This window comes from Streptomyces sp. NPDC042371, from assembly GCF_056437465.1.
Genome location: NZ_JBWKAP010000003.1, coordinates 791,962 through 815,885, shown reverse-complemented (window position 1 = coordinate 815,885; position 23,924 = coordinate 791,962). Strand labels below are relative to the sequence as shown.

General features: G+C 71.4%; 24 protein-coding genes. 11 read left to right on the top strand and 13 right to left on the bottom strand.

What is annotated here, in order from left to right; all coding sequences use genetic code 11:
- Position 1: 1 nt before the first annotated feature.
- From AC068B_RS12990 to AC068B_RS12975, 4 genes are all read right to left on the bottom strand, one after another.
- The gene (locus AC068B_RS12990) at positions 2-1,057 is read right to left on the bottom strand and encodes an ABC transporter permease (RefSeq protein ID WP_478671213.1); all 1,056 of its coding nucleotides are present in this window, start codon (positions 1,055-1,057) and stop codon (positions 2-4) included.
- Positions 1,054-2,073 (bottom strand): sugar ABC transporter substrate-binding protein, encoded by a 1,020-nt coding sequence (locus AC068B_RS12985; RefSeq protein ID WP_478671211.1) that lies wholly within the window; start codon positions 2,071-2,073, stop codon positions 1,054-1,056. The genes AC068B_RS12990 and AC068B_RS12985 overlap by 4 nt, the downstream gene beginning before the upstream one ends.
- A 115-nt stretch (positions 2,074-2,188) precedes the next feature.
- On the bottom strand, positions 2,189-3,232 hold the full coding sequence (locus AC068B_RS12980; RefSeq protein WP_478671210.1) for a sugar ABC transporter substrate-binding protein: 1,044 nt from the start codon (positions 3,230-3,232) through the stop codon (positions 2,189-2,191).
- Positions 3,233-3,354: 122 nt separating this feature from the next.
- A complete protein-coding gene (locus tag AC068B_RS12975) occupies positions 3,355-4,092 on the bottom strand; it encodes a GntR family transcriptional regulator (RefSeq protein ID WP_478671312.1) in 738 nt (245 codons plus the stop codon).
- A 154-nt stretch (positions 4,093-4,246) separates the two neighbouring features.
- Between AC068B_RS12975 and AC068B_RS12970 the strand changes: the two genes are divergently transcribed.
- Entirely contained in the window at positions 4,247-5,263 is a 1,017-nt protein-coding gene (locus AC068B_RS12970; RefSeq protein WP_478671208.1) for a Gfo/Idh/MocA family protein, read from the top strand.
- Positions 5,264-5,282: 19 nt separating this feature from the next.
- Here the strand turns inward: AC068B_RS12970 and AC068B_RS12965 are convergent, their stop codons facing one another.
- From AC068B_RS12965 to AC068B_RS12950, 4 genes are all read right to left on the bottom strand, one after another.
- Positions 5,283-5,675 carry a PaaI family thioesterase gene (locus AC068B_RS12965; RefSeq protein ID WP_478671310.1) on the bottom strand — a complete coding sequence of 131 codons (393 nt, stop codon included), beginning with the start codon at positions 5,673-5,675 and terminating at the stop codon, positions 5,283-5,285.
- Positions 5,676-5,813: 138 nt separating this feature from the next.
- On the bottom strand, positions 5,814-7,019 hold the full coding sequence (locus AC068B_RS12960) for a cytochrome P450 family protein (protein WP_478671206.1): 1,206 nt from the start codon (positions 7,017-7,019) through the stop codon (positions 5,814-5,816).
- A gap of 96 nt (positions 7,020-7,115) precedes the next feature.
- Complete coding sequence (locus AC068B_RS12955; protein WP_478671205.1) at positions 7,116-7,787, bottom strand: response regulator transcription factor; 672 nt, start codon at positions 7,785-7,787, stop codon at positions 7,116-7,118.
- Complete coding sequence (locus tag AC068B_RS12950; protein WP_478671308.1) at positions 7,784-8,977, bottom strand: sensor histidine kinase; 1,194 nt, start codon at positions 8,975-8,977, stop codon at positions 7,784-7,786. The genes AC068B_RS12955 and AC068B_RS12950 overlap by 4 nt, the downstream gene beginning before the upstream one ends.
- 245 nt (positions 8,978-9,222) lie before the next feature.
- Here AC068B_RS12950 and AC068B_RS12945 point away from each other — a divergent pair, with 245 nt between their 5' ends.
- Positions 9,223-9,429, top strand: a complete 207-nt coding sequence (locus tag AC068B_RS12945) for a hypothetical protein (protein WP_478671202.1) — start codon at positions 9,223-9,225, stop codon at positions 9,427-9,429.
- 14 nt (positions 9,430-9,443) lie between these two features.
- Here the strand turns inward: AC068B_RS12945 and AC068B_RS12940 are convergent, their stop codons facing one another.
- Complete coding sequence (locus AC068B_RS12940) at positions 9,444-9,875, bottom strand: ribonuclease (RefSeq protein ID WP_478671201.1); 432 nt, start codon at positions 9,873-9,875, stop codon at positions 9,444-9,446.
- Between the two features lie 263 nt (positions 9,876-10,138).
- Between AC068B_RS12940 and AC068B_RS12935 the strand changes: the two genes are divergently transcribed.
- Positions 10,139-10,879 carry an SDR family oxidoreductase gene (locus AC068B_RS12935; protein ID WP_478671200.1) on the top strand — a complete coding sequence of 247 codons (741 nt, stop codon included), beginning with the start codon at positions 10,139-10,141 and terminating at the stop codon, positions 10,877-10,879.
- Positions 10,880-10,961: 82 nt separating this feature from the next.
- Here the strand turns inward: AC068B_RS12935 and alc are convergent, their stop codons facing one another.
- Positions 10,962-12,068, bottom strand: coding sequence for an allantoicase (gene alc / locus AC068B_RS12930; protein WP_478671197.1), 1,107 nt, complete (start codon positions 12,066-12,068; stop codon positions 10,962-10,964).
- 28 nt (positions 12,069-12,096) lie between these two features.
- Entirely contained in the window at positions 12,097-13,470 is a 1,374-nt protein-coding gene (gene allB, locus AC068B_RS12925; protein WP_478671196.1) for an allantoinase AllB, read from the bottom strand.
- A 358-nt stretch (positions 13,471-13,828) separates the two neighbouring features.
- Between allB and AC068B_RS12920 the strand changes: the two genes are divergently transcribed.
- On the top strand, positions 13,829-14,644 hold the full coding sequence (locus AC068B_RS12920) for an IclR family transcriptional regulator (protein WP_478671195.1): 816 nt from the start codon (positions 13,829-13,831) through the stop codon (positions 14,642-14,644).
- A gap of 96 nt (positions 14,645-14,740) precedes the next feature.
- On the opposite strand, the gene AC068B_RS12915 is transcribed toward AC068B_RS12920, so the two are convergent.
- Complete coding sequence (locus tag AC068B_RS12915) at positions 14,741-15,241, bottom strand: universal stress protein (protein ID WP_478671193.1); 501 nt, start codon at positions 15,239-15,241, stop codon at positions 14,741-14,743.
- Positions 15,242-15,357: 116 nt separating this feature from the next.
- Between AC068B_RS12915 and yczR the strand changes: the two genes are divergently transcribed.
- Positions 15,358-16,827, top strand: a complete 1,470-nt coding sequence (yczR, locus tag AC068B_RS12910) for a MocR-like transcription factor YczR (protein WP_478671192.1) — start codon at positions 15,358-15,360, stop codon at positions 16,825-16,827.
- Positions 16,828-16,890: 63 nt separating this feature from the next.
- Here the strand turns inward: yczR and AC068B_RS12905 are convergent, their stop codons facing one another.
- Entirely contained in the window at positions 16,891-17,205 is a 315-nt protein-coding gene (locus AC068B_RS12905; protein WP_478671191.1) for a DUF5955 family protein, read from the bottom strand.
- A 165-nt stretch (positions 17,206-17,370) separates the two neighbouring features.
- Between AC068B_RS12905 and AC068B_RS12900 the strand changes: the two genes are divergently transcribed.
- The 6 genes from AC068B_RS12900 (at position 17,371) to AC068B_RS12875 (ending at position 23,917) form a co-directional block, all read left to right on the top strand.
- Entirely contained in the window at positions 17,371-18,063 is a 693-nt protein-coding gene (locus AC068B_RS12900; protein WP_478671188.1) for a nucleotidyltransferase family protein, read from the top strand.
- A gap of 247 nt (positions 18,064-18,310) precedes the next feature.
- Complete coding sequence (aceB, locus tag AC068B_RS12895) at positions 18,311-19,948, top strand: malate synthase A (RefSeq protein WP_478671187.1); 1,638 nt, start codon at positions 18,311-18,313, stop codon at positions 19,946-19,948.
- Between the two features lie 153 nt (positions 19,949-20,101).
- Positions 20,102-20,686: a sigma-70 family RNA polymerase sigma factor gene (locus AC068B_RS12890; RefSeq protein WP_468558002.1), complete on the top strand. Its 585-nt coding sequence runs from the start codon at positions 20,102-20,104 to the stop codon at positions 20,684-20,686.
- Positions 20,683-21,450, top strand: a complete 768-nt coding sequence (locus AC068B_RS12885) for an anti-sigma factor (RefSeq protein WP_478671185.1) — start codon at positions 20,683-20,685, stop codon at positions 21,448-21,450. The genes AC068B_RS12890 and AC068B_RS12885 overlap by 4 nt, the downstream gene beginning before the upstream one ends.
- Before the next feature lie 62 nt (positions 21,451-21,512).
- On the top strand, positions 21,513-23,180 hold the full coding sequence (locus AC068B_RS12880; RefSeq protein ID WP_478671307.1) for a molybdopterin-dependent oxidoreductase: 1,668 nt from the start codon (positions 21,513-21,515) through the stop codon (positions 23,178-23,180).
- Between the two features lie 80 nt (positions 23,181-23,260).
- Entirely contained in the window at positions 23,261-23,917 is a 657-nt protein-coding gene (locus tag AC068B_RS12875; RefSeq protein WP_478671183.1) for a fasciclin domain-containing protein, read from the top strand.
- The last annotated feature ends 7 nt before the right edge of the window (positions 23,918-23,924 follow it).

The following is a 23,924-nucleotide window of genomic DNA, read 5'->3' as shown; positions in this document are numbered from 1 at the left end:
GTCACTTCGTCGCCTCCGCCCGCTTGCGGACCCAGTGGTTGAGCAGGGTGGCAAGCAGCAGCATCACGCCGAGGAAGAACTTGAACCAGTCCGAGTTCCACTCGGCGAACACGATGCCCTTGCTGACCATGCCGAAGATCAGCGCGCCGACGGCCGCACCGACCGCGGAGCCGTAGCCGCCGGTGATGAGGCAGCCGCCGATGACGGCCGCGACGATGTAGATCAGTTCGTTGCCGACGCCCTCGCCGGACTGCACGGTGTCGTACGAGAACAGCAGGTGCTGGCCGGAGATCCAGGCGCCGAACGCGACGCCCATGTAGAGGCCGATCTTGGTCTTGGCGACCGGGACGCCGACCGCGCGGGCCGCGTCCTCGCCGCCGCCGACCGCGAAGATCCAGTTGCCGACGCGGGTGCGCAGCAGGATCCAGGTGGCGACCACGATCAGGGCGAGCCACCAGAGGATCGTGACCTTGAAGTCGACGCCGCCGATCGGGATCGTCGAGGCGAAGACCTCCTTGGCGGAGGAGAAGCCCTCCATGTCGGAGATCGACTTGGTGGAGACCGTGCCGCTGATCATCTTCGTGAAGCCGAGGTTCATGCCGGTCAGCATCAGGAACGTGCCGAGCGTGATGATGAAGCTCGGCGGGTCCGTGCGGGTCAGCATCACGCCGTTGAAGACGCCGATGGCGAGGGTGACGAGCAGCGAGACGCCGACGCCGACCCAGACGTTCGCCGTCATCTGGTAGCTGAACATCGAGGAGACCAGGGCGGAGGTCGTCACGAGGACGCCCGCCGACAGGTCGAACTCGCCGCCGATCATCAGCAGGGCCACCGGCACCGCCATGATGCCGAGGGTCGATGCGGCGTACAGGACCGTCGCGAGGCTGTTGGCCTGCAGGAAGCTGTCCGCGACGAACGAGAAGAAGATGAACACGGCGATGGCGCCGACGACCGAGCCGAGCTCGGGGCGGCCCATCAGCTTCTTCAGCGGCGAGGTCCTGACGAGGCGCTCGTCGGTCTTGGCGCCCGGGGACGGCGCCGGTGCTGTCGCGGTCATCGGGTTCCTCGCTTCGCGTATTCCTCCAGCTCGGCGGCCTGGTCCTTGGTGATGATCTGCGGTCCCGTCAGGACGGGACGGCCGCCGCCGAGGACGTCGGCGTTGTACTTGTACAGCCAGAGCAGGTCGATGGCCTGGTAGCCCTGGAGGTAGGGCTGCTGGTCGACGGCGAAGCCGAGGTCGCCGGACTTGAGCCCGGCCGCGACCTTCTCGTTCAGGTCGAAGGTGTCGACCTCCGCCTTGCTGCCCGCGCTGTCCGCGGCCTTCACGGCGGTGTCCGCGAAGGGCGCGCCGAGCGTGACGACGGCGTCGATCGCCTTGTCGGTCTGCAGCCGGGCCTCGATGGAGGACTGCACGTCGGGCATGTTGGTGCCGGTCACGTACAGGTTCTGGATCTTGCCGTCGAAGGTCTTCTTGGCGCCTTCGCAGCGCTGCTCGTGGCCGACGTTGCCCTGCTCGTGCAGGATGCAGAGCGCCTTCTTCTTGCCGCGCTTGTTGAGCTCCTCGCCGACGGCCTCGCCCGCGATCGTCTCGTCCTGGCCGATGTGGGTGAGCGCGCCGAACTTCTTGGACTCGGCCGACCCCGAGTTCACGGTGATCACCGGAATCCCGGCCTTCTCGGCGCGGGCCAGGGCGCCCTTCATCGCGTCCGGCTTGGCCAGCGTGACGATGATCCCGTCGACCTTCTTGTCGATGTAGGAGTCCACGAGCTGGGCCTGCTGCTGGGCCTCGTCGTCATGGGCGTACAAGAAGTTGATGTTGTCCTTGCGGGCGGCCTCCTTGGCACCGCTCTGGACGATGTCCCAGAAGGTGTCGCCGTCGCCCGAGTGGGTCACCATGCCGAAGGTCCAGCGCGGCGTGCTCACCGCGGCCTTCCCCTGGGCGGTCGCCGCCTTGCGGGCGTCCTCCGCGCGTTTGCCGCCGGTGCTGCTGCATCCGGTGAGCCCCGCGGTCACCCCGAGCACCGCCACCAGCACGGCGCCCACCGTACGTACCCCTGTCTTCACCCTTGCCACGACGCCGTGCCCTTCTTGCTCTGCTGCTCTGTGCGGCCGGTCCGGATCCCCGGCCCCAGCCGCCCAAGTATCGACCACGCGGATCACGCGTGTGTTCATCGGGTACCGCGAGTGTTCATCGCGTACCGCGTGCGGTGTACTTCTCCAGCTTCGGCACGTCCTTCCCGGTGACGATGGCGGGTCCGGTGAGGACGGGCTTGCCGCCTCCCAGCACGTTGGCGTTGGTCTTGTAGAGCCACAGCTCGTCGACGGAGAGGTAACCCTGCAGGTAGGGCTGCTGGTCGACGGCGAAGCCGACCTCCTTGGCCTTGAGCCTCTTCACGACCTCGGCGTTCAGGTCGAAGGTGTCGACCTCGGCCTCGCTGTCCGTATCCTCCTTGGCCTGCACCGAGTACGCGGCGATGGGCGCGCCGAGGGTGACCACCGCGTCGATGTCCTTGGTGGCCTGGAGCTTGGCGCTGATGGAGGACTGGGAGGCGGGCGCGTTGGTCCCCTCGACGTTCAGGTTCTCGACCGACCCGCCGAAGCTCTTCTTGACCCCTGCGCAGCGCTGTTCCAGCGAGACGTTGCCCTGCTCGTGGATGACGCAGAGCACCTTCTTCCTGCCGCGCTTGTCGAGCTCGTCGCCGACGGCCTCGCCCGCCACGGACTCGTCCTGGCCGATGTGGCTGAGCGCGCCGAACTTCGCGGAGTACTCGCCGCCCGAGTTGATCGTGACGACCGGGATCCCGGCGGCCTCCGCCTTGCCGAGCACGGCCCGCATGGCCTCGGGCTTGGCCAGGGTGACGACGATCCCGTCGACCTTCTTGTCGACGAAGGACTGGACGAGCTCGGCCTGGCCCTTGGCCTCCTTGTCGTTGGCGTAGAGGAACTGGACGTTGTCCTTGCGGGCGGCCTGTTTGGCGCCGCTGCGGACGATGTCCCAGAAGGTGTCGCCCTCGCCCGAGTGCGTGACCATCGCGATCTTGAGGCGGGGCGTGTCCACGCCCGTGCCGCCACCGCCGCCGTCCCCGGACTTGTCCTCGTCGTCCTTGCCGCCGGAGCCGCTGCAGCCGGCCGCGAGTGCGATCACCGCCAGGCAGGCCGTGACGCCCCTCGCCGTGCGGGATGCACGCAGGGTCGTGCGGGATGTACGCAGAGCCGTGCGGGATGTGCGCATGGTGGACCACCCCTCCTCCGGCCGCCTCGGTGCGGCTGGAGGAGTTCTAGCGGGGGGCGCGCGGGAGCGTCAATGGCTTTGTCAGAACATTCTTACGCCCGGGTGCGTGTACGAGGGGCTGCCTACGGTCGTACGAGGAGCTGGAACTCGAAGGAGTAGCGCGAGGCGCGGTAGACGTGCGAGCCGAACTCGACGGCCCGTCCCGTGTCGTCGAAGGTGGTGCGCCGCATCGTGAGCAGCGGGGCGCCGACCGGCTCGGCGAGCAGCTCCGCCTCCTCCGCGGTGGCGGCGCGGGCGCCGACGGACTGGCGCGCGCTGTGCAGGGTGAGGCCCGCCGCGCGCATCAGGCGGTAGAGCCCGGTGGCCTCCAGGCGTGCGGAGTCGAGGTCGAGGAGGCCGGTGGGGAGGTGGTTGCACAGGTGGGCCATGGGCTCGCCGTGCGCGAGCCGGAGCCGCTCGACCAGGTGCACCTCGTCGCCCTCGGCGACCCCGAGCGCCGCCGCGACCTCGGCGGTCGCGGGCTCCAGGGTGGTGCGCAGGACGCGGGTCTCGGGGCGCTGGCCCGCGGCCTCCAGGTCGTCGTAGAGGCTGCTGAGCTCCAGGGGGCGCTTGACCTGGCTGTGCACGACCTGGGTGCCGACGCCGCGGCGCCGCACGAGCAGGCCCTTGTCGACGAGGGACTGGATGGCCTGGCGCACCGTGGGCCTGGACAGGCCGAGCCGCCCCGCGAGCTCGATCTCGTTGCCGAGGAGGCTGCCCGGGGTCAGGGCGCCGCGCTCGATGGCCGCTTCGAGCTGCTGGGCCAGCTGGAAGTAGAGCGGGACGGGGCTGGTGCGGTCGACGCCGAGCCGGAGGTCCACCGTGGGGTCCTGGACCGGCTTGTCCTGAGCTGCTTTGGCGACTGGTTTGGACACGTGGCGAGCGTAGTCCCAGGAGATGATGACGGGAAGTTCTTAAGTTCTGTTGTCCGGACAAAGGATTGACAGGGCGGTCCGGCGTCGCGAGGGTGGGTCCATGCGCATCGGACTGATCGGAACGGGCCGTATCGGCACTTTTCACTCGGCAGCCCTCAGCCACCATCCCGACGTGACGTCCCTGGTGATCGCCGACGCCGACACCGCGCGGGCGACCGCCCTCGCGGCGCGGACCGGGGCGACGGCGGTGTCCTCGGTGGACGAGGTCTTCGCCGCGGGGGTGGACGCGGTGGTGATCACGGCGGCGACCTCGGCGCACGCGGAGCTCATCGGCAGGGCGGCGCGGGCGGGACTCCCGGTGTTCTGCGAGAAACCCATCGCCCTGGACCTGCCGGGCACGCTGGCCGCCCTCGCCGAGGTCGAGGCCGCGGGGACGGTGCTGCAGCTCGGCTTCCAGCGGCGCTTCGACGCGGGGTACGCGGCGGCGCGGGAGGCGGTGCGCGCGGGCAGGCTCGGGCGGCTGCACACCGTGCGGGCGATCACCTCGGACCCGGCGCCGCCCCCGGCCGCGTATCTGCCGCTCTCCGGCGGTCTCTACCGCGACTGCCTGGTCCACGACTTCGACATCCTGCGGTGGGTGACGGGACGCGAGGTCACGGAGGTGTACGCGACCGGCTCCGACGCGGGACCCGCGATGTTCCGCGACGCGGGCGACGTCGACACGGCGGCCGCGGTGCTCACCCTCGACGACGGCACGCTCGCCACGGCCACCGCGACGCGCCGCAACGGCGCGGGGTACGACGTCCGCATGGAACTGGCCGGGGAGCTCGACCAGTTGGCGGTCGGCATGGACGAACGGACGCCGCTCACCTCCGTGGAACCGGCGGGCCCGCCCGCGCCGGTCAAGCCCTGGCCCGGTTTCCTGGAGCGCTTCGCCCCCGCGTACGAGGCGGAGCTAGCCGCCTTCGTCGAGGTCGTCCGGGGCGCGCGGGCGAACCCCTGCGACGGCCGCGAGGCGCTGCACGCGCTGCGGATCGCGGAGGCGTGCGAGCGGTCGCGGCGGGAGCGGCGGCCGGTACGGATGGCGGAGATCTCCGAGGAGACCTCCTCGTACTGAGCTACTGAGCTACTGATCCTCAGGCCGTGGAGAGCACCGTGCCCTGCGCGATCGCGCACAGCGTCTCGGTGCCCTCCTCACCGACCGCGGACAGCTCGCACCGGACCACCGCCTGACGGCGGCCCGAGTGGACGACGGCGGCGCGCGCCACGAGGGCCACGCCGGTCGCGGGACGTACGTACTGGATGGAGAAGCCGGAGGTCAGCACGGCGGGGCCGAGCGTCGTGCCCGCGGCGAACGTGATGCTGTTGTCCGCCGCGTAGGCGAGAACACCGCCGTGCAGGAAGCCGTTCTGCTGGTGGAGCTCCTCACGGATGCCGATCTCCAGCGTGGCCGCGCCCTCGCCGAACCGCGTCACGCGGGCCCGGACGAGACGGCTGAACGGCTGGGCCTCCAGGACCTTCTGGGCCATGGCGAGGTCCAGGGGGTCGGGCAGGTCCTGCGGCGGCTGATCGATGGGCTGGTGATCGATGGGCTGGTGATCGGCGGGGTGCTGGTCGGTGGGCTGCGCGGGCAACGGCTCGGTCCAGGGCTCGGTCATGCCCGACTACTACCACCGGACGGGAAGCTGCCGCATCCCCCTGATCAGAGTCCCCGGCAGCCACTCCCCCGGCGGCCCGTCCGGCGCGAGGTCGGGGCAGCGCTCCAGGAGCGAACCGAGCGCGATCTTCGCCTCGACCCGGGCCAACGGGGCGCCCAGGCAGTGGTGCAGGCCGTGTCCGAAGGCCATGTGGCCCTGCGGGGCGCGGCGGATGTCGAAGCGGTCGGGCTCGGGGAAGCGGTCGGGGTCCCGGTCGGCCGCGGCGAGACCGATCCGGACCACGGCACCGGTGGGTATCACGATGCCGCCGAGCTCGGTGGGCTCGGTCGCGAAGCGGTACGTCGCGCTCTCCACCGGGCCCTCATAGCGCAGGGCTTCCTCGATGGCGCCGTCGAGGAGGGACATGTCGGCGCGCAGCGCGGCCAGTTGGTCGGGGTGGGTGAACAGGGCGTGCACGGCGTTGGCGATCAGGTTGACCGTCGTCTCGTGTCCCGCGATCAGCAGCACGAAGGCCATGGCGCGCAGCTCGCTGGTGGAGAGGCGGTCGCCGTCCTCGTCCCCCGTGGTGCGGATCAGTGCGCTCAGCAGATCGCCGCCCGGGGCCGACGACCGCTTGTCCTCGACCAGTTCGGCGAGATACGCCGCCAGCTCCTCGAAGGCGGCGCGCTCGGCCTCCTGGGTCGGCGACGCCACCACGCCGTTCGACATGCGGCGGAAGGCGGCGCGGTCGATGTCGGGGACGCCGAGCAGCTCGCAGATGACGGTGATCGGCAGTTGGAAGGCGAGCGCCTCGAACAGGTCGGCCCGTCGCGTCCCGGCCGACTCGCCGTGGACGAGCATCTCGTCGAGGAGGTCGTCCGTGATGCGCTGGATGCGGGGCCGCAGGGCCTCGACCCGGCGTGCGGTGAACTCCCGGGTGACGAGGCTGCGCAGCCGGGTGTGCTGGGGCGGGTCGGCTATCAGCAGATGCGTGCCGATCAGCTCTTCCTCGTGGAAGGCGAAGCCCGCGGCCGCGGCGGACTTGGCGAAGCGGGGCTCGCGGAGCGCGGTTCTGCACTCGTCGTACCCCACCACCAGATAGGTGTCGCCGATGTCCTCCGGGGGTGGCAGGCGGACGCGGTGGACGGGTCCCAGGGCGCGCAGGTCCGCGTAGACGGAATGCGGGTCCTCTCTGAATCTCGCGCCGTACGTCACCAGGTCGATGCTCTCCGCCATGTGGTCTCCTCCGGGGGCTCATGTGGCCAACGTGCCGGTCGCGGTGATCGGTTCCCCATAACCGCCCTTATCAGCCTTCTTGATCAGCTGTCCTGATCAGCTGTCCTGATCAAGGAGTCCCGCATCGTGCGCCAACAGGGCGATCTGCACGCGGTTGTTGAGGTCCAGCTTCGTCAGGATCCTCGACACGTGCGCCTTGACCGTGGCGATGCTCAGGAACAGCTGGGCCGCGATGTCCGCGTTGGACCCACCGCGGCCGACCGCGACGGCCACCTCCCGCTCCCGCTCCCCCAGCGCCGCAAGCCGGTCCAGCGCCCGCCGCCTGCGGTCGAGTTGGGGGTCGACGCCGGTCACCTGCGTGATCAGCTGCTGGGTCACCGTCGGCGAGAGCACCGGCTCCCCCGCGGCCACCGCGCGCACCGCCGCGACGATCTCGGCGGGCGCGGTGTCCTTGAGGACGAACCCGGCCGCGCCCGCGCGCAGGGCACGCAGCACCTGCCCGTCGGCGTGGAACGTGGTGAGGACGATGACCTCGGGGGCGCCGGGACGCTTGCGCAGGGCCTCCGTGGCGGCGAGGCCGTCCATCGTGGGCATGCGGATGTCCATCAGGACGACGTCGGGCCGGAGTTCGCCGACCAGCGGGGCGACCTCGGTGCCGTCGCCCGCCTCGCCCACGATCTCGATGTCGTCGGCGCCGCCGAGCATGAAGGAGAGCCCTGCCCGCACCAGCGGATCGTCGTCGACGAGGAGCAGCTTGATCGTTTTCATGACGCCCACGGTAGCCAGGCCTCCAGGTGGAACCCGCCGTCGGGCCCGGCTTCGTGGCCGAGCCTGCCGCCCGCGAGCGAGGCCCGCTCGGCGAGCCCGATCAGGCCCTGCCCCGAGCCGGGCACCTCGGGCACGGGGCCGGGTGGTGCGGGATTGCGAACGGACACGGTCAGGCCCTCGCCGGGGGCGCCCGTGACGGTGACGGTCACCTCGGCGCCGGGGGCGTGTTTGCGGGCGTTGGTCAGGCCTTCCTGGGCGATGCGGTAGGCGGTGCGGCCCAGGGCGGCGGGCACGGCGTCGGGGTCGGCGACGTGGTTGGCGATGACGACCTTCATGCCCGCGTCCCGGGACTCGGCGACCAGGGTGTCCAGGGCGGCGAGGGTGGGCTGCGGGCGCCCTGAGGCGTCCGCCTCGCCGCCGCGCAGGACGCCGATCACCTGGCGCAGGTCCTGCAGCGCCTCGTGGGAGCTCTCCCGGATGACGCCCGCCGCCCGGACGATCTCCTCGCGGGGCGCGTCGGGGCGGAACTCCAGGGCGCCTGCGTGGACGCTGAGCAGGGTGAGGCGGTGGGCGAGGACGTCGTGCATCTCGCGGGCGATGTCCTCGCGGGCGAGCCGCTGGGCCTGCTCGGCGCGGAGCGCGGCCTCGTTCTCGGCGCGGACGGCACGGTCGCGCAGGCTGAGCAGGAGCTCGCGGCGGGAGCGCACGAACATGCCCCAGCCGATGACCGTGCCGGTCAGGAGCACACCGAAGGCGATGGCGATCCCGTAGGACATGCCGGGGTCAGGGCGCAGCCAGAACGTGAGGGGTACCACGGCGATCGAGGCGCCGCCGATCCAGGCGACGTACCGGAACGGCCGGTGCACGGCGAGGGTGAAGAGGGCCACCGCCGCCGCGCCGCCCGCCGTGTCGGAGGCCACCGAGACCGGCACCATCACGAGGGCGAGGCCGACGGGCCAGCGCCTGCGCAGCCAGACCGCGGCACAGGCGAGCGCGCCGAGCACCTGGTCGAACTCCGCGTAGCCCTGGGCGATGTGCGGGTTGTCGGCGACCGCGTCGGCGCCGAGCATCCCGATGAGGACGGCGGCGAGGAAGCAGGTGAAGTCGGCGATCCAGTCGCGGACGGTCCGCCGCGACTTGCGCCCCACGCGGCTCGGGTCGAACTCCCTGGCGACGGCGGAGGGCAGCATCCACGGTCTCCGGGCCAGGGGGCTGCTCAGGGGCGTGGGCTCGTGCTCGCGCCGTCGCGTGGGATCAGTGCCGCTCGTGCCGCTCATGGTCGACAAATCTACGCACCGCAGGCGGTCGCGGACGCTCCTCACACGTGATCGTCTACCAAAGTCGCGCAGGTCCCCGACTTTCGGACCCGTCCGCGGGGAAGATCCTCGCCTCGCGGCGGATGTCCGCGGGGAAAGTGCGGGGCGAGGATCTTTCCATGAAGCAGCTACTGGAGTTTCTCGGTGTGGCCCTGCTGTTCCAGGGCGGTGTCGGCCTGGTCCACAGGCTCACCGGTGAGCTGCGCGGCTGGGGCCTGGTGCAGCGCCTCGGGTTCCTCGACGGCCTCGAGACGTACGCGAGCGTGGCCCTGATCGTGCTGGGCTGCGCGCTGTTCGCCGCGGTGCGGAGCCTGCGGACCGACTGACCGGGTCCGTCGGCTCAGCAGCCGTGGTCGACCAGGTCGAACGACGCGTAGTGGTCGGCCGTGTAGTAGTCCTCCTGGCTCTTCTCGCCGGTGACGATGCGGCGGGCGCCGCGGTCGTCGGAGCCCGGCGTGACGACCGTGTACTCGTGGTAGTAGCTGGCGCTCTGCTTCGGCAGCTCGCCCTCACGGTTCTGGAAGACGGTGCCGTCCTGCGGGTACGGGTAGGGGCCGCCCGCCTTGATCAGGTCGAGGGTGTCGTGCGCCTGGGAGGGCAGCTTGGAGTAGCAGACCTCACCGACCGCGGTGATGGAGTGCGAGACGGAGACGGCGGCGGCAGAGGTGACCGGGGCGGCCGGGGCGGCGCTCGCCGTGGCCGCGACAGGGCCGCCGATGAGGAGGGCGGCGGCCAGGGCGGTGATGCTGACGATTCGTGGGGGGATTCGCATGGGTCCAGTGTGACGCGCGTAGAGGTTGGCGTGTCAATGTCAAGTTGGTGAAATTTTCCGGGAGTTAACCAACCGACGACGGCCCTTCATCCGGGCGACCGGATGAAGGACCTTCGGCGGCTCGCACGCGGAGGGCACACCGTAACCGGCCCCGCCGGAACCTCGGCAAGGATTTACGTGTCCGATTGCCGCCAGCCTCCACCCCCACCGGACGACTTTCATTGAACCCGCAAGCACTTAGTGATGAAGCGAAAGGTTCTGAAATGTCTTCTCTCACCGGCAGGACGGCTCTGGTCACCGGCGGCAGCCGCGGCATGGGCGCGGCGATCGCGCTGCGGCTCGCCCAGGAGGGCGCGGACGTGGCCATCACCTACGTCCACGGCGAGGCGGCCGCGAACGAGGTGGTCACGAAGATCCAGGCCATGGGGCAGCGCGCCTTCGCCATCAAGGCGGACGCCGCGGACGCCGGGGACGCGGCCGGTGCGGTGGACCGCGCCGCCGACGACCTGGGCGGCCTGGACATCCTGGTGAACAACGCGGGGATCGGCGTCCTCGGCCCCGTCACCGATCTGTCGCTCGCCGACATCGACCGGGTCCTGGCCGTGAACGTACGAGGGGTCTTTCTGGCCTCCCAGACGGCGGCCGCCCGGCTCCGCGACGGCGGCCGGATCATCACCATCGGCAGTTGCATGGCCCAGCGCGTCCCCGGCCCCGGCGGCACGCTGTACGCGACGAGCAAGGCCGCGCTGATCGGCCTCAACAAGGCGCTGGCACGGGAGTTGGGCGGCCGCAGGATCACGGCGAACCTCGTCCAGCCGGGCCCGATCGACACGGACATGAACCCGGCGAACGGCCCCTTCGCCGACGCCCAGAGCGCCATGACCGCCCTCGGCCGCTTCGGCTCGGCCACCGAGGTGGCATCCCTGGTCGGCTATCTCGCCGGGGACGACGCGGCGTACATCACGGGCACCGAACTGTCGGTGGACGGCGGTCACGCCGCCTGACGGATCCGGGCCAGGTCCGGGCATGGGTGCGAGGCGCGCCGGGGCTGTCCACCCGGCGCGCCCCACGTTCAGCGGGGGCGGGTCAGCCGCCCAGCTCCTGGTGGCGGGCCGCCAGCTTGGCTGCGCCGTCTTCGGTCAGGGAACCGAACAGGCGGAGGCGGGAGATGCCGCCGTCCGGGAAGATGTCGACGCGGACGTGCGTGCCGACGGCCGGTGTGGGCAGGACGAAGCGGTGGTTGGTGTCGGGCTGCAGGCGGGTGCGGGGCAGGGCCTCGACCCACTCGCCCGACTCGCCGTCGCGTACCGAAAGGGCGGCCCATCCGGCCGAGTTGCCCTTGAGGTAGGCGGTGTCGATCTCCACCGAGCGGATCTCGGACTGCTGCACCAGCTGGTAGCGGATCCAGTCGTTGCCGGTGTCGCGGCGACGGCGGGTCTCCCAGCCGTCGTCCATCTTGCGGGAGCGGCCCGGCTGGATGGTGTTGGTGGCCGGGGAGTAGAAGCGGTCGGACGCGTCCTCGACCTGGCCGCCGTTCTCCAGGGCGACGACGTCGAACGTGCCGAGCGCGGCGAGCCACGCGGGGTCGGCGACGACCTCGCCGTACACACGGAGGCGGGCGATGCCGCCGTCGGGGTGCTGGTTGACGCGCAGGTGCGTGAAGCGCTGCTCGATGTCGACGGCGAAGCCGTTCGCGGCGTGGCCGCCGACGGGCGTGCGCGGGACGATGGTCGTCCACTTCACGTCGTCGGCGCAGAGCTCCTCGGGCGTCGGCGAACCGTCGACGCTGGTGCCCTCCACGGAGACGGCCTGCGGGTAGTTGCCGCGGAAGTGCGCGGTGTCGATGACGATGCCGCGGATGACACCGGGCGCGCCGAGCCGGACGAGCGCCCAGTCGTGGTCGTCCGCGGTGGGCCACGGGTGCTCGGCCGAGACACCGCGCCGACGGCGGGTCTCCCAGCCGTCCATGACCTTGCCCTTGTGGCCGAAGTGCTCGGGGTCGAACACGGCGGGGTGGGCGAGGAGCAGGTTCTCGCGCATCGCGAAGAACTCGTCGTTGGCGGCGATCACACCGGCGCCGAGCTGCCGGTCGGCGAGGTTGGCGTACTGGGTGAAGGGGAAGTCGGCCGTGCGGTAGTCGGCGTAGGGCTCGCCGCCGCCGTAGGGGCTCGCGTCGCCGGTGAAGGAAGCCACAGGGGATATATGCTGCGCCGTCACTGTTTCAGTTGTTCCTTTCCAGAAGGCGGCCTGCGGGTTCACTGAACTCGCCGCCGTGCAGGATGCGTTCGCCGCGCAGCCAGGTGGACTTCACGACGCCGCTGAGGGTCTTTCCCGCGTACGCCGTGACTCGGTTCCGGTGCTGCAGCTCCGCGGGGTCCACGGTGAAGGTCTCGTCGGGCGCGAGGACCGCGAAGTCGGCGTCGCGGCCGACTTCGATGGCGCCCTTCTGGCCGAGTCCGACCAGCTGTGCGGTGCGCGTGGACATCCAGCGCACCACGTCGTCGAGGGAGTGACCGCGCTTCCTGGCCTCGGTCCAGACGGCGGGCAGGCTCAGCTGGAGCCCGGAGATGCCGCCCCACGCGGTCGCGAAGTCGTCGGTCTTCAGGTCGGCGGTGGAGGGCGAGTGGTCGGTGACCACGCAGTCGACGGTGCCGTCGGCGAGCGCCTCCCACAGCAGGTCCTGGTTGCCCGCCTCGCGGATGGGCGGGCAGCACTTGAACTCGCTGGCGCCGTCCGGGACTTCCTCGGCGGTCAGGGTGAGGTAGTGCGGGCAGGTCTCGACGGTCAGCTCGACGCCCTCGCGCTTGGCGGCGGCGACGAGCGGCAGCGCGTCGGAGGAGGACAGGTGCAGGACGTGGACGCGCGCGCCGATCCGCTTGGCGACGGCGATGAGGCCTTCGATCGCCGTGTCCTCGGAGATGCGGGGCCGCGTCTGGAGGTAGTCCGCGTACTTGGGGCCGCTCGTGTGCGGGGCGGCGTCCAGCTCGTGCGGGTCCTCCGCGTGCACGATCAGGAGCCCGCCGAATCCGGCGATCTCGGCCATGGAGGCGGTGAGCTGGTCCTGGTTCAGCTCGGGGAACTCGTCGACGCCCGAGGGCGAGAGGAAGCACTTGAACCCGAAGACGCCCGCGTCGTGCAGCGGCTTGAGATCCTGGACGTTGTCGGGGAGCGCGCCGCCCCAGAAGCCGACGTCGATGTGCGCCTTGGTGCGGGCGACGTCCTTCTTGGTGCGCAGGTTGTCCACCGTCGTCGTCGGCGGCAGGGAGTTGAGCGGCATGTCGACGAGGGTGGTGATGCCACCGGCGGCCGCGGCGCGGGTGGCGGTCCAGAAGCCCTCCCACTCCGTGCGGCCCGGGTCGTTCACATGGACGTGGGTGTCGACCAGGCCGGGCAGCAGGGCGTCGTCGCCGAAGTCTTCGAGGCGTGCGCCGTCCGGCACTTCGGCGTCGTACGCCTCGACGGCCACGATCTTCCCGCCGGACACGGCGACCGATGCGGCCCGGGTGCTCTCCGGGGTGATGACGCGGGTCGAGCGGAGCACCAGTTCCACATCCGCGCCCGCCGTCGCGTCCACGTCCACGTCCTTTTCGGACACCCGCGTCCCCTCTCTTCTGTTCCGCTACACAGACCTTTTGTTTCCGCTTAACGGAATTCAACGTTCTGTTGAAGAAGTTTTCACGCTCGCTCTCATGGCGTCAAGGGTGTGCTTCAGCACCCCGTCGCGCCGGGCGGCGAATCCGACCCGGACTGGACGTTTCCACAACGTGGAATTAGAATTCCACTTGCCAGAACGTAGCTACGCACAACGCGAGCGTTGAGTCTTCGCGGACAACCCCGCGAAGAGGGGGACAAAGGCCCCCTGACCGGCGACGACGGCATGACGAGCAAGAGCCCTCGTGAAGAACCGACCGGTAGGCTGCTTCCTTGCCCGCCAGCACCGAAAGGAACGCGCCGTGCCGACGTCAAGCGCCAGCGACGCCCCTGCTGAAACCGCCGCCTCCAAGACCCCCGCCGCGAGCGGTGGCGTCCAGTCCCTCGAGCGCGCCTTCGATCTGCTCGAGCGGATGGCGGACGCGGGGGGCGAGGTCGGCCTCAGCGAACTCTCTGCCAGCAGCGGCCTTCCGCTGCCCACGATCCACCGCCTCATGCGCACGCTGGTCGCCTGCGGATACGTACGCCAGCAGACCAACCGCCGCTACTCACTCGGCCCCCGCCTGATCCGCCTCGGCGAATCCGCCTCCCGCCTGCTCGGCACCTGGGCCAGGCCCTACCTCGCCCGCCTCGTCGAGGAGACCGGCGAGACCGCGAACATGGCGCTCCTCGACGGCGACGAGATCGTGTACGTCGCGCAGGTGCCGTCCAAGCACTCCATGCGGATGTTCACCGAGGTCGGCCGCCGGGTCCTCCCGCACTCCACGGGCGTCGGCAAGGCGCTGCTCGCGAACACGTCGCCGGACGAGGTCCGCGCGCTGCTCGCCCGCACCGGGATGCCCGCCGCCACGGAGAAGACGATCACCACGCCCGAGGGCTTCCTCGACGCACTCGAAGACGTGCGCCGCACGGGGTACGCGGTGGACGACAACGAGCAGGAGATCGGCGTCCGGTGCCTGGCCGTGCCGGTGCCAGACTCGCCCACGGCCGCGGCGATCTCCATCTCCGGCCCCGCGGGCCGGGTGACCGAGGCGGCTACGGACAAGATCGTGCCGGTGCTGCAGCAGGTGGCGGTGGAGCTTTCGGCGGCGCTCGCCAGTGCGGGGCCGGGCTCCTGAGCCGTGAGCCCTGAGCCGTGAGTCCTGAGTCATGAGTCGTGAGTCGTGCAGTACGACAGCCCCGCCGCTATCGCGGCGGGGCTTTTTTCTGCCCTGCTAGTGGTTCGCCAGGGCGAAGTCCTCCGTCGTCATTCTCCGCAGGGTGCGGCGCATGCCCTTCGGGGCCGGGGGCGCGGGGACGGTGAGGACCGCGCAGGTGGCGTGGGTGTGGACGTAGCGGTGGGTGCGGGTCGTGTGGTGTCTGCCGGGGCGCGCACCGAGGACCAGGAGGTCGTCGGGGTGCGCCGCCAGCTCGCACAGGACGCGGCCGGGACGCCCCCTGATCACCCGGCGCTCGGACACGACACCGGGCGGCGCGCCGCCGAAGACCTCGTCGAAGGCACGGTCGAGGCGGGCCCGCGCCTCGGTCCACCAGTGCCGCGCCCACTGCGGATCCGGGTGGCGCAGATACAGCCCCTCCCCCTCCGGCGGTTCCCAGGCGAGCACCGCCACAAGGACACGGCCCCCGCGCCGCGCCTGCTCCGCCCCGGCCCGCAACGCCGCGAGGCTCGCGAGCGAACCGCTGACTCCCACCACCACCGCTTCGTGCTCCGGCATCGATGCTCCTTCCCCCGGGCCTCACGAGCCAGGCCAAACAAGCCGACTGAAGTGCTACGAACGGCAGTCTGTACGCTGATTGGCCTGGGCAGCAGGGCCAATCGGCAGGAGTTGGCATGGCAGACGCACATGTGGTCCACGCAGTGGACAGGAGGCTGGGCAGCCGTCAGCTGGCCCACCTCCTGACCGGCGCCGTCGGCGAACGCCCCGGCTACCGCGCACTCGCCCACGGCGTGTGCCGCCTGCTGCTCGACGGCCGCATCCCCCTGCACACCCGGCTCCCCGCCGAGCGCGAGCTGGCCTCGGCGCTGGCCGTCAGCCGGGCCACGGTCACGGCGGCGTACGACGTGCTGCGTGAGGGCGGCTACGCCCTCAGCCGTCGCGGCGCGGGCACCTGGACCGAGCTGCCGCAGGGACAGCGGCCGTCGAGCGTGGCGGCGTTCCCGGCGGGCGACGGCGTCCTCGACCTGGCGGTGGCGGCGCCGGGCGCGCCGGAGGCGGAGCTCGGGGCGGCGCTCGCCGCGGCGGGCACGATGCTGGCCGAGCACGCGCCGACGCCGGGCTACCACCCGTACGGCATCCCGGAGTTGAGGTCAGCGGTCGCCGAGCGGTTCACGCGGCGCGGCCTGCCCACCCTCCCCGACCAGATCCTGATCACCACCGGCGCCCAGCACGCGCTGTCGCTGACCCTGGCCCTCCTCGGCAGGCAGGGCGACCGGGTCCTGGTCGAGAACCCGTCGTACCCGAACGCCCTGGACGCGATCCGCGGCGCGGGCCTGCGCGCGGTGCCCGTGCCGGTCACGGAGGACGGGTGGGACGCGGGCCTCGTCGAGTCGTCGCTCCGGCAGGCGGCGCCCCGTCTCGCGTATCTCGTACCGGACTTCCAGAACCCGACGGGCAGCCTGATGCCGCGCGAGCAGCGGGTGCGCATCCTGGAGACGGCCCGCGCCACCGGCACCTGGCTGCTGATCGACGAGACCAACGCCGACATCGCGCTGGACGGGCCGCCGCCCGCGCCCTTCGCCTCGCTCGCGCCGCACGGCGCGGGCGAACAGGTCATCACCGTCGGGTCGTTGAGTAAGACGCACTGGGGCGGCCTGCGGATCGGCTGGGTGCGGGCCGGGTCCAGGCTGATCACCGAGCTGGCGACGAAGCGGGTGCCGAGCGACATGGCGACGCCCGTCATCGAGCAGCTGGTGGCGCTCCATCTGCTGCACGGCATGGACGACGTGCTGCGCGAGCGGCTGCCGCGGCTGCGGGCGCAGCGGGAGGCGCTTACGGCGTCGCTGGCCCGTCATGTGCCGGAGTGGCGTTGGCAGGTGCCGCCTGGCGGGCTCTCGCTCTGGGTGGACCTGGGGCGGCCGATCGCGTCCTCGCTGGCCCGCGCGGTGCTGGCGCAGGGCGTGCGGATCGAGGGCGGCTCCCGGTTCGGGGCGGACCCGGGGACGCACGAGCACCGGCTGCGCATCCCGTACACGCTCTCCGCGGACCTCGCGGAGCAGGCCGTGCGCCGTCTGGCGACCGCCCTGTCGGGCGACCTCCGGCCCACGGTCGACGACACGGTGCGCAGGCACTGGGTGGCGTAGGGCACCAAGCCACTGGACCCCCAGCCCTCCGCGCCGCTCCTCAGCAGAACCGATTCCTCAGCCCTATCGGCCGCTGGGCTCGCCGAACATCTCCACCGCGATGCGCACCGCCGCAAGCCCCGCCGCCAGTGCGCTGACCGAGCCGATCGCACCCGCCACGAGCAGCAGGGATCTGCGCATCCTGGGGATCTCGGGGGCGCCGCCGTACGCCATCTCCGCCAGTGCGGCCAGCTCGTCCTCGGCGATGCCGCGGTCGGTGAACTCGGCCGGATGCGCGGCGAGCTCACGGCGCAGCCGGGCTACGGCGGCGCGCAGTTCGGCCACCCGTGGGTCCTCGTCGCTCCCTGTCACTTGCCTCTGCTCCACGCTCCGCAACACAGCTCCCCCTGCGCACGCCGTCGCACGGCTGTTCTCGTGCAATTCCACTGACTCTCCAGAGGCTGGTCGGGCACCTGGGGGCCGCGGGTCAGTAAACCGTTCCTGATGCGGGATGCGCCACTTCGCACACGCCGTCGGGGCGGGTATCTCGTGTATCCAGGAGTCATGACGACAGAACCGAGGAACGCGCAGGCCGCCGGGGCGGGAGAGGCCTACGGGGCAGGAGAGGTCGTCGGGCTGCTGCTCGCCGCGGGAGGCGGACGGCGTCTCGGCGGACGGCCGAAAGCGCTGCTCGAGCACGGGGGGCGGCCGCTCGTGGAGCACGCCGTGCGGGTGCTGCGCGAGGCAGGCTGCGCGCGGGTGCACGTGGTCATCGGCGCGTCCGCCGACGCCGTGCGCGCGCGGGCCTCGCTCCCCGGCTGCGTGCTGGTCGACAACCCGGAGTGGGAGGAGGGCATGGGCGCGTCCCTCCGCGCCGGTCTCGCCTCGATGGCGGGCACGGGCGCGGCCGCCGCGCTGGTCTCGCTGGTCGACCAGCCGGGGATCGGCGCGGCGGCGACGGCGCGGGTCCGTGCCGCGTACCGCTCGCCCCAGACGCTCGCCGCGGCTGCTTACGACGGGCAACGGGGTCACCCCGTCCTGTTCGGGAACGGGCACTGGGCGGGGATCGGGGCGAGTGCGGTCGGCGACCGTGGGGCACGCGACTACTTGCGGGAGCACGCGGGCGAGATCACGCTCGTGGAATGCGGGGACGTCGCGGAGGCGTACGACATCGACACGGCGGCGGACCTGACCCGCCTGGCGCCGGGCCCCGGCCTCCCGTCCGGCCCCGGAACCCCGGCCTCCGGGGCTTCCTGAGCCCCGGCCCACGTGGAGTGACCGGCATGGCACTCAGCGCCATGTTCTGTCGACGAAGAGAATCTCGACGTCAACAAACCATTGAACTTCCACCATAAGGAAACTAGTATCCACTGACCAGAAGGCCCGTTACCTCGGACGGGGCCCCAAAGCCGTACCTCGGCCCCTGTGGCACCCAGTGCCACCGCGTCTGCCCGGCGGCTCGCCCGGCACCGTCCGTGCAGCTCTCTGAAGGAAGTGACAGGACATGTCCGCACTAGCGCCGTCGCCGCTGGCCATCGTCGACGCAGAGCCCCTGCCCCGGCAGGAAGAGGTGCTCACCGACGCGGCCCTCGCCTTTGTGGCGGAGCTGCACCGGCTGTTCACCCCCCGGCGTGACGAGCTCCTCGCCCGGCGTGCCGAGCGCCGTGCAGAATTTTCGGCGAGTGCCCGCACCTCCACCCTGGACTTCCTCCCGGAGACCGCCGCGGTCCGCGAGGACGACTCCTGGAAGGTCGCCCCGGCCCCGGCCGCGCTGAACGACCGCCGCGTGGAGATCACGGGCCCCACCGACCGCAAGATGACCATCAACGCCCTCAACTCGGGCGCCAAGGTCTGGCTCGCCGACTTCGAGGACGCCTCCGCTCCCACCTGGGAGAACGTCATCCTCGGCCAGCTCAACCTGATCGACGCCTATGAGCTCCGCATCGACTTCACGGACGAGCGCACCGGCAAGTCGTACGCGCTCAAGAGCGCCGACGAGCTCGCGACGGTCGTCATGCGGCCGCGCGGCTGGCACCTGAACGAGCGTCACCTCCAGGTCGACGGCCAGGCGGTCCCCGGCGCGCTCGTCGACTTCGGCCTGTACTTCTTCCACAACGCCAAGCGCCTCATCGAGCTCGGCAAGGGCCCGTACTTCTACCTCCCGAAGACGGAGTCGTACCTGGAGGCCCGCCTCTGGAACGACATCTTCGTCTTCGCGCAGGACTACGTCGGCATCCCGCAGGGCACCGTCCGCGCCACGGTCCTCATCGAAACGATCACGGCCGCGTACGAGATGGAGGAGATCCTCTACGAGCTCCGCGACCACGCGTCCGGCCTGAACGCGGGACGCTGGGACTACCTCTTCTCCATCGTCAAGAACTTCCGTGACGGCGGCTCGAAGTTCGTCCTGCCGGACCGCAACCTCGTGACGATGACGGCCCCCTTCATGCGGGCGTACACCGAACTCCTCGTCCGCACCTGCCACAAGCGCGGTGCGCACGCGATCGGCGGCATGGCCGCGTTCATCCCGTCCCGCAAGGACGCGGAGGTCAACAAGGTCGCCTTCGAGAAGGTCAAGAACGACAAGGACCGCGAGGCGGGCGACGGCTTCGACGGCTCGTGGGTCGCGCACCCCGACCTGGTCCCGATCGCCATGAAGTCCTTCGACGCGGTCCTCGGCGAGAAGCCGAACCAGAAGGACCGGCTGCGCGAGGACGTCAAGGTCGCGCCCGGGGACCTCATCGCCATCGACTCCCTCGATGCGAAGCCCACCTACGACGGCCTGGTCAACGCCGTCCAGGTCGGCATCCGCTACATCGAGGCCTGGCTGCGGGGCCTGGGCGCCGTCGCCATCTTCAACCTCATGGAGGACGCGGCCACCGCGGAGATCTCGCGCTCGCAGATCTGGCAGTGGATCAACGCGGGCGTCGTCTTCGAGCACGCCGGAGAGACAGTGACGGCGACGGCGGACCTGGCCCGCAAGGTCGCCGCCGAGGAGCTCACCGCGATCCGCACCGAGATCGGCGACGAGGCCTTCGCGTCCGGCAAGTGGCAGCAGGCCCACGACCTCCTCCTCCAGGTCTCCCTGGACGCGGACTACGCGGACTTCCTGACCCTCCCGGCGTACGAGCAGCTGCGCTGACACCCTTCACGTATACGTCCACTCGTACGTGGACACTTCGCCCCCGGCACCGCACAGCGCCGGGGGCGAAGTGCGTGGAAGGTTGACCAATCCGGAGCGCGGTCGGCTACGTATCAGAGGTGTACGTCGGCCTGCGCCCTGGAGGATCTGCGCGTGAATGAAGTCGTCCGCATCGGGTCCCGGTCGGCACCCGGCCCCGATCTGCAAGAGCTGCTCGCCCGGGTCGCCCGCGGGGACCAGCAAGCGTTCACCGGTGTCTACGACGCCGTGGCGGGCCCCGTCCTCGGGATCGTGCGCGGAGTGCTGCGCGACCACGCCCAGTCCGAGGAGGTCACCCAGGAGGTCCTGGTCGAGGTGTGGCGCACCGCGCCCCGCTACCGGCCGGACCGCGGCACGGCGATGACCTGGGTGCTCACGCTCGCGCACCGGCGCGCGGTGGACCGGGTCCGCTCGGTGGAGGCGGCCGCGGCCCGTGACCAGAAGGCCGCACTGCTCGCCCGCACCCCGGCGTTCGACGAGGTCAGCGAGGAGGTCGAGGCGCATCTGGAGCGCGAGCAGGTGCGCCGGTGCCTGCGCGCCCTCACCGAGGTCCAGCGCCAGTCCGTGACCCTCGCCTACTACCGCGGCCTGACCTACCGACAGGTGGCCGAGCTGCTCGCCCTCCCCTTGGGCACCGTCAAGACCCGCCTGCGCGACGGCCTCATCCGGCTGCGCGACTGCCTGGGGGTGAGCGCGTGAACAGCGCGGCCGACCTGCACACCCTGACCGGCGCCTACGCCGCCGACGCCCTGGACGACGCCGAGCGCGCGCAGTTCGAGGAGCACCTCGCGCTCTGCCCGTCCTGCGCCCAGGAGGTACGGGAGCTGACCGCGACCGTCGCGCGCCTGGCGCTGGCATCGGCCGTCACGCCCCGCCCCGCCATGAAGGACGAGGTGCTCCGGCGCATCGCCACGGTCCGCCAGGACGTGCCGCGCGGCGAACCGGGTCCGGTGCCGAGCGCCACGCCGCGCGGGGCACACGGGTTGGCCCGCTGGGCCCTTGCGGCCTGCCTCGCCGCGGCCGTCGCCTTCGGCGGCACCGCGGTCTGGCAGCACCAGCGTGCGCAGGACGCGCGCGACGCAGCCCGGCAGGCGCAGGAGCAGGCCAGGACACAGGCCCAGGAGCTCGCGGCGGTGCTCGCCGCGCCGGACGCCAGGACCCGTACCGGCGAGCTCACGGAAGGGGCCAGGGGGACGGTCGTCGTCTCCAAGAGCCTCGACAAGGCCGTGTTCGTGGCCGACGGCATGGCACGGCCGCCGCGCGGCAAGGTCTACCAACTCTGGTTCGACGACGGCGGGTCCATGCGCTCGGCCGGACTCGTGGAGCCGGACCGGTCGGCGGTGACGGTCCTGATGCGGGGCGGAGTCGGCAAGGCGACGGGCATGGGCATCACGGTGGAACCGGCGGGCGGTTCGGACGAGCCGACCTCTGCGCCGGTGGCGCTGATGGACCTGCCCGCCTGATCTCCCCATCGGATGGGGAATCCGGTGGGGAACTGACCAATCCGCACGGCCGTCGGCCTCGGATACCCCATGTGACGACAGAACGGAACCGCCCGAAACCGCGCCGCGACCTGTGGCGGATCGCGGCGGGCGCCCTGAGCGGGGCGCTGGCCGGGTTCGCCGCACTTGCGGCGGCGGAGCTGCTGTCCTCCGCGGTGCGTCCCGAGGCAGGGCCCGTGGTCGCGGTCGGCGGCGCCACGATCGACCGCACCCCCGCGTCCGTCAAGGACTGGGCCATCCGGGAGTTCGGCACCGACGACAAGCTCGTCCTGCAGTCGGGCATCGTCGCGGTGCTTGCGCTCCTGGCCGTCTCGCTGGGGCTCGTCTCCCTGCGCCACCGTCGGGTCGGCACGGCGGGCGTGCTGCTCTTCGGGCTGATCGGCGCCTTCGCGGCGACGTCCCGGCCGGATTCCACCGGTCTCGTGGATGCGCTGCCCTCCCTGGCGGGCGCCGTGGCCGGTGCGGCGCTGCTGTACGTGCTCGCGGGCCTGCTGCGGCCTCGCCCGGCTCCGGTCCCGGTGGGCGGCGCGGCGGACCCGGACGCGGAGGACCCGGCCCCGGCCCAGGGGGAAGCGGAGGACCCGGCCCCGGGAGAAACCGGGTGGGACCGGCGCCGCTTCCTCGTCGCCGCCACCGCGGCCGCGGCCACCTCGGCCGGGGTCGGCGCCCTGGGCCGGGCGTTCAACGCCTCGCGCGGCAAGGGCGCCATCGCCTCGCGCGCAGGCATCGTGCTGCCCGCTCCGGCCTCGCCCGCCTCCGCCGTCCCCAAGGGCGCGCGGCTGCGCGTGCCGGGCATCAGCCCCTTCGTCACGTCCAACGGGGACTTCTACCGGGTGGACACCGCGCTCGTGGTGCCCAAGGTGAACGCCGACACCTGGCGGCTGCGCATCCACGGCAAGGGCGTCGCGCGTGAGCGGACCCTGTCCTTCGCGGACCTGCTGGGGCGCGAACTGATCGAGCGGGACATCACGTTGACCTGCGTGTCGAACGAGGTCGGCGGGTCCTATGCGGGCAACGCCCGCTGGATCGGGGTGCGGTTGGCGGATGTGCTCGCCGAGTGCGGGGTCGAGCCGCCGTCCCGGGGAGGCCCCGCCGACCAGCTGGTCGCCCGGTCCGTGGACGGCATGACCATCGGCACGCCCGTGGACGACGTGATGGACGGCCGCGACGCGCTGCTCGCGCTCGGCATGAACGGCGAGCCGCTGCCGTTCGCGCACGGCTTCCCCGTCCGCATGGTGGTGCCGGGTCTCTACGGCTACGTATCCGCGTGCAAGTGGATCGAGGACATCGAGCTGACGACGTTCGACGCCTACGACCCGTACTGGGTAGAGCGCGACTGGGCCGCCAGGGCGCCGATCAAGACCCAGTCCCGGATCGACACCCCCAAGCCGTTCGCCAGGCCGAAGGCGGGCACGGTGATGGTCGCCGGGGTGGCCTGGGCGCAGCACCGCGGCATCGACAAGGTCGAGGTGCGCGTCGACGACGGCCCCTGGCAGCTCGCGGACCTGGCGTCCGAGGACACCCGGGACACCTGGCGCCAGTGGTCCTTCCCCTGGAAGGCCGCCGCGGGCGGTCACACGCTCACCGTGCGGGCGACCGACCGCACGGGCGCCGTCCAGACCGACAAGCGGACCCGCACGATCCCCGACGGGGCGAGCGGCCGCCATTCGGTGGTGGTCACCGTCGACTGACCCGCCCCCCTCCTCCGTACACGGACCGGAGTCGAGCCGAACACGTGCTCACTCACATCACATCGACACCAGGAGAAGCCATGAACACCACCACCCCCCGCCGGGTCCGCCGCGCCGCCGTCGCCGTCGTCTCGGTCGCCTTTCTCCCCGTCGCCCTGACGGCCTGTTCCGACGACAGCAGCGACAGCGGCAGCAACACCGCCAAGGACAAGGCCACCGCGAGCGCCTCCAAGAGCCCGTCCGACGACATGGGCAGCATGACGGAGCCCTTCGGTCCCGGCTGTTCGTCCGTGCCCAAGGACGGCAAGGGCAGCTTCGACGGCATGGCGAAGGACCCCGTGGCCACCGCCGCGTCGAACAACCCCGACCTGTCCACGCTGGTGACCGCCGTCAAGAAGGCCGGTCTGGTCGACACGCTCAACAACGCCAAGGACATCACCGTCTTCGCCCCGACGAACGACGCCTTCGCGAAGATCCCCAAGGCCGACCTGGACAAGGTCCTGAACGACAAGGCGCAGCTCACCAAGATCCTCACGTACCACGTGGTCGGCAAGCGGCTCGCGCCGAAGGACCTGGCGAGCGGCTCCTACGAGACGCTGGAGAAGTCCAAGCTCACGACGTCCGGTTCGGGAGAGTCGTACAAGGTGAACGACTCGGCGAACGTCGTCTGCGGCAACGTCAAGACGGCCAACGCCAACGTCCACGTCATCGACACGGTCCTGATGCCGAAGATGTGAGACCGGC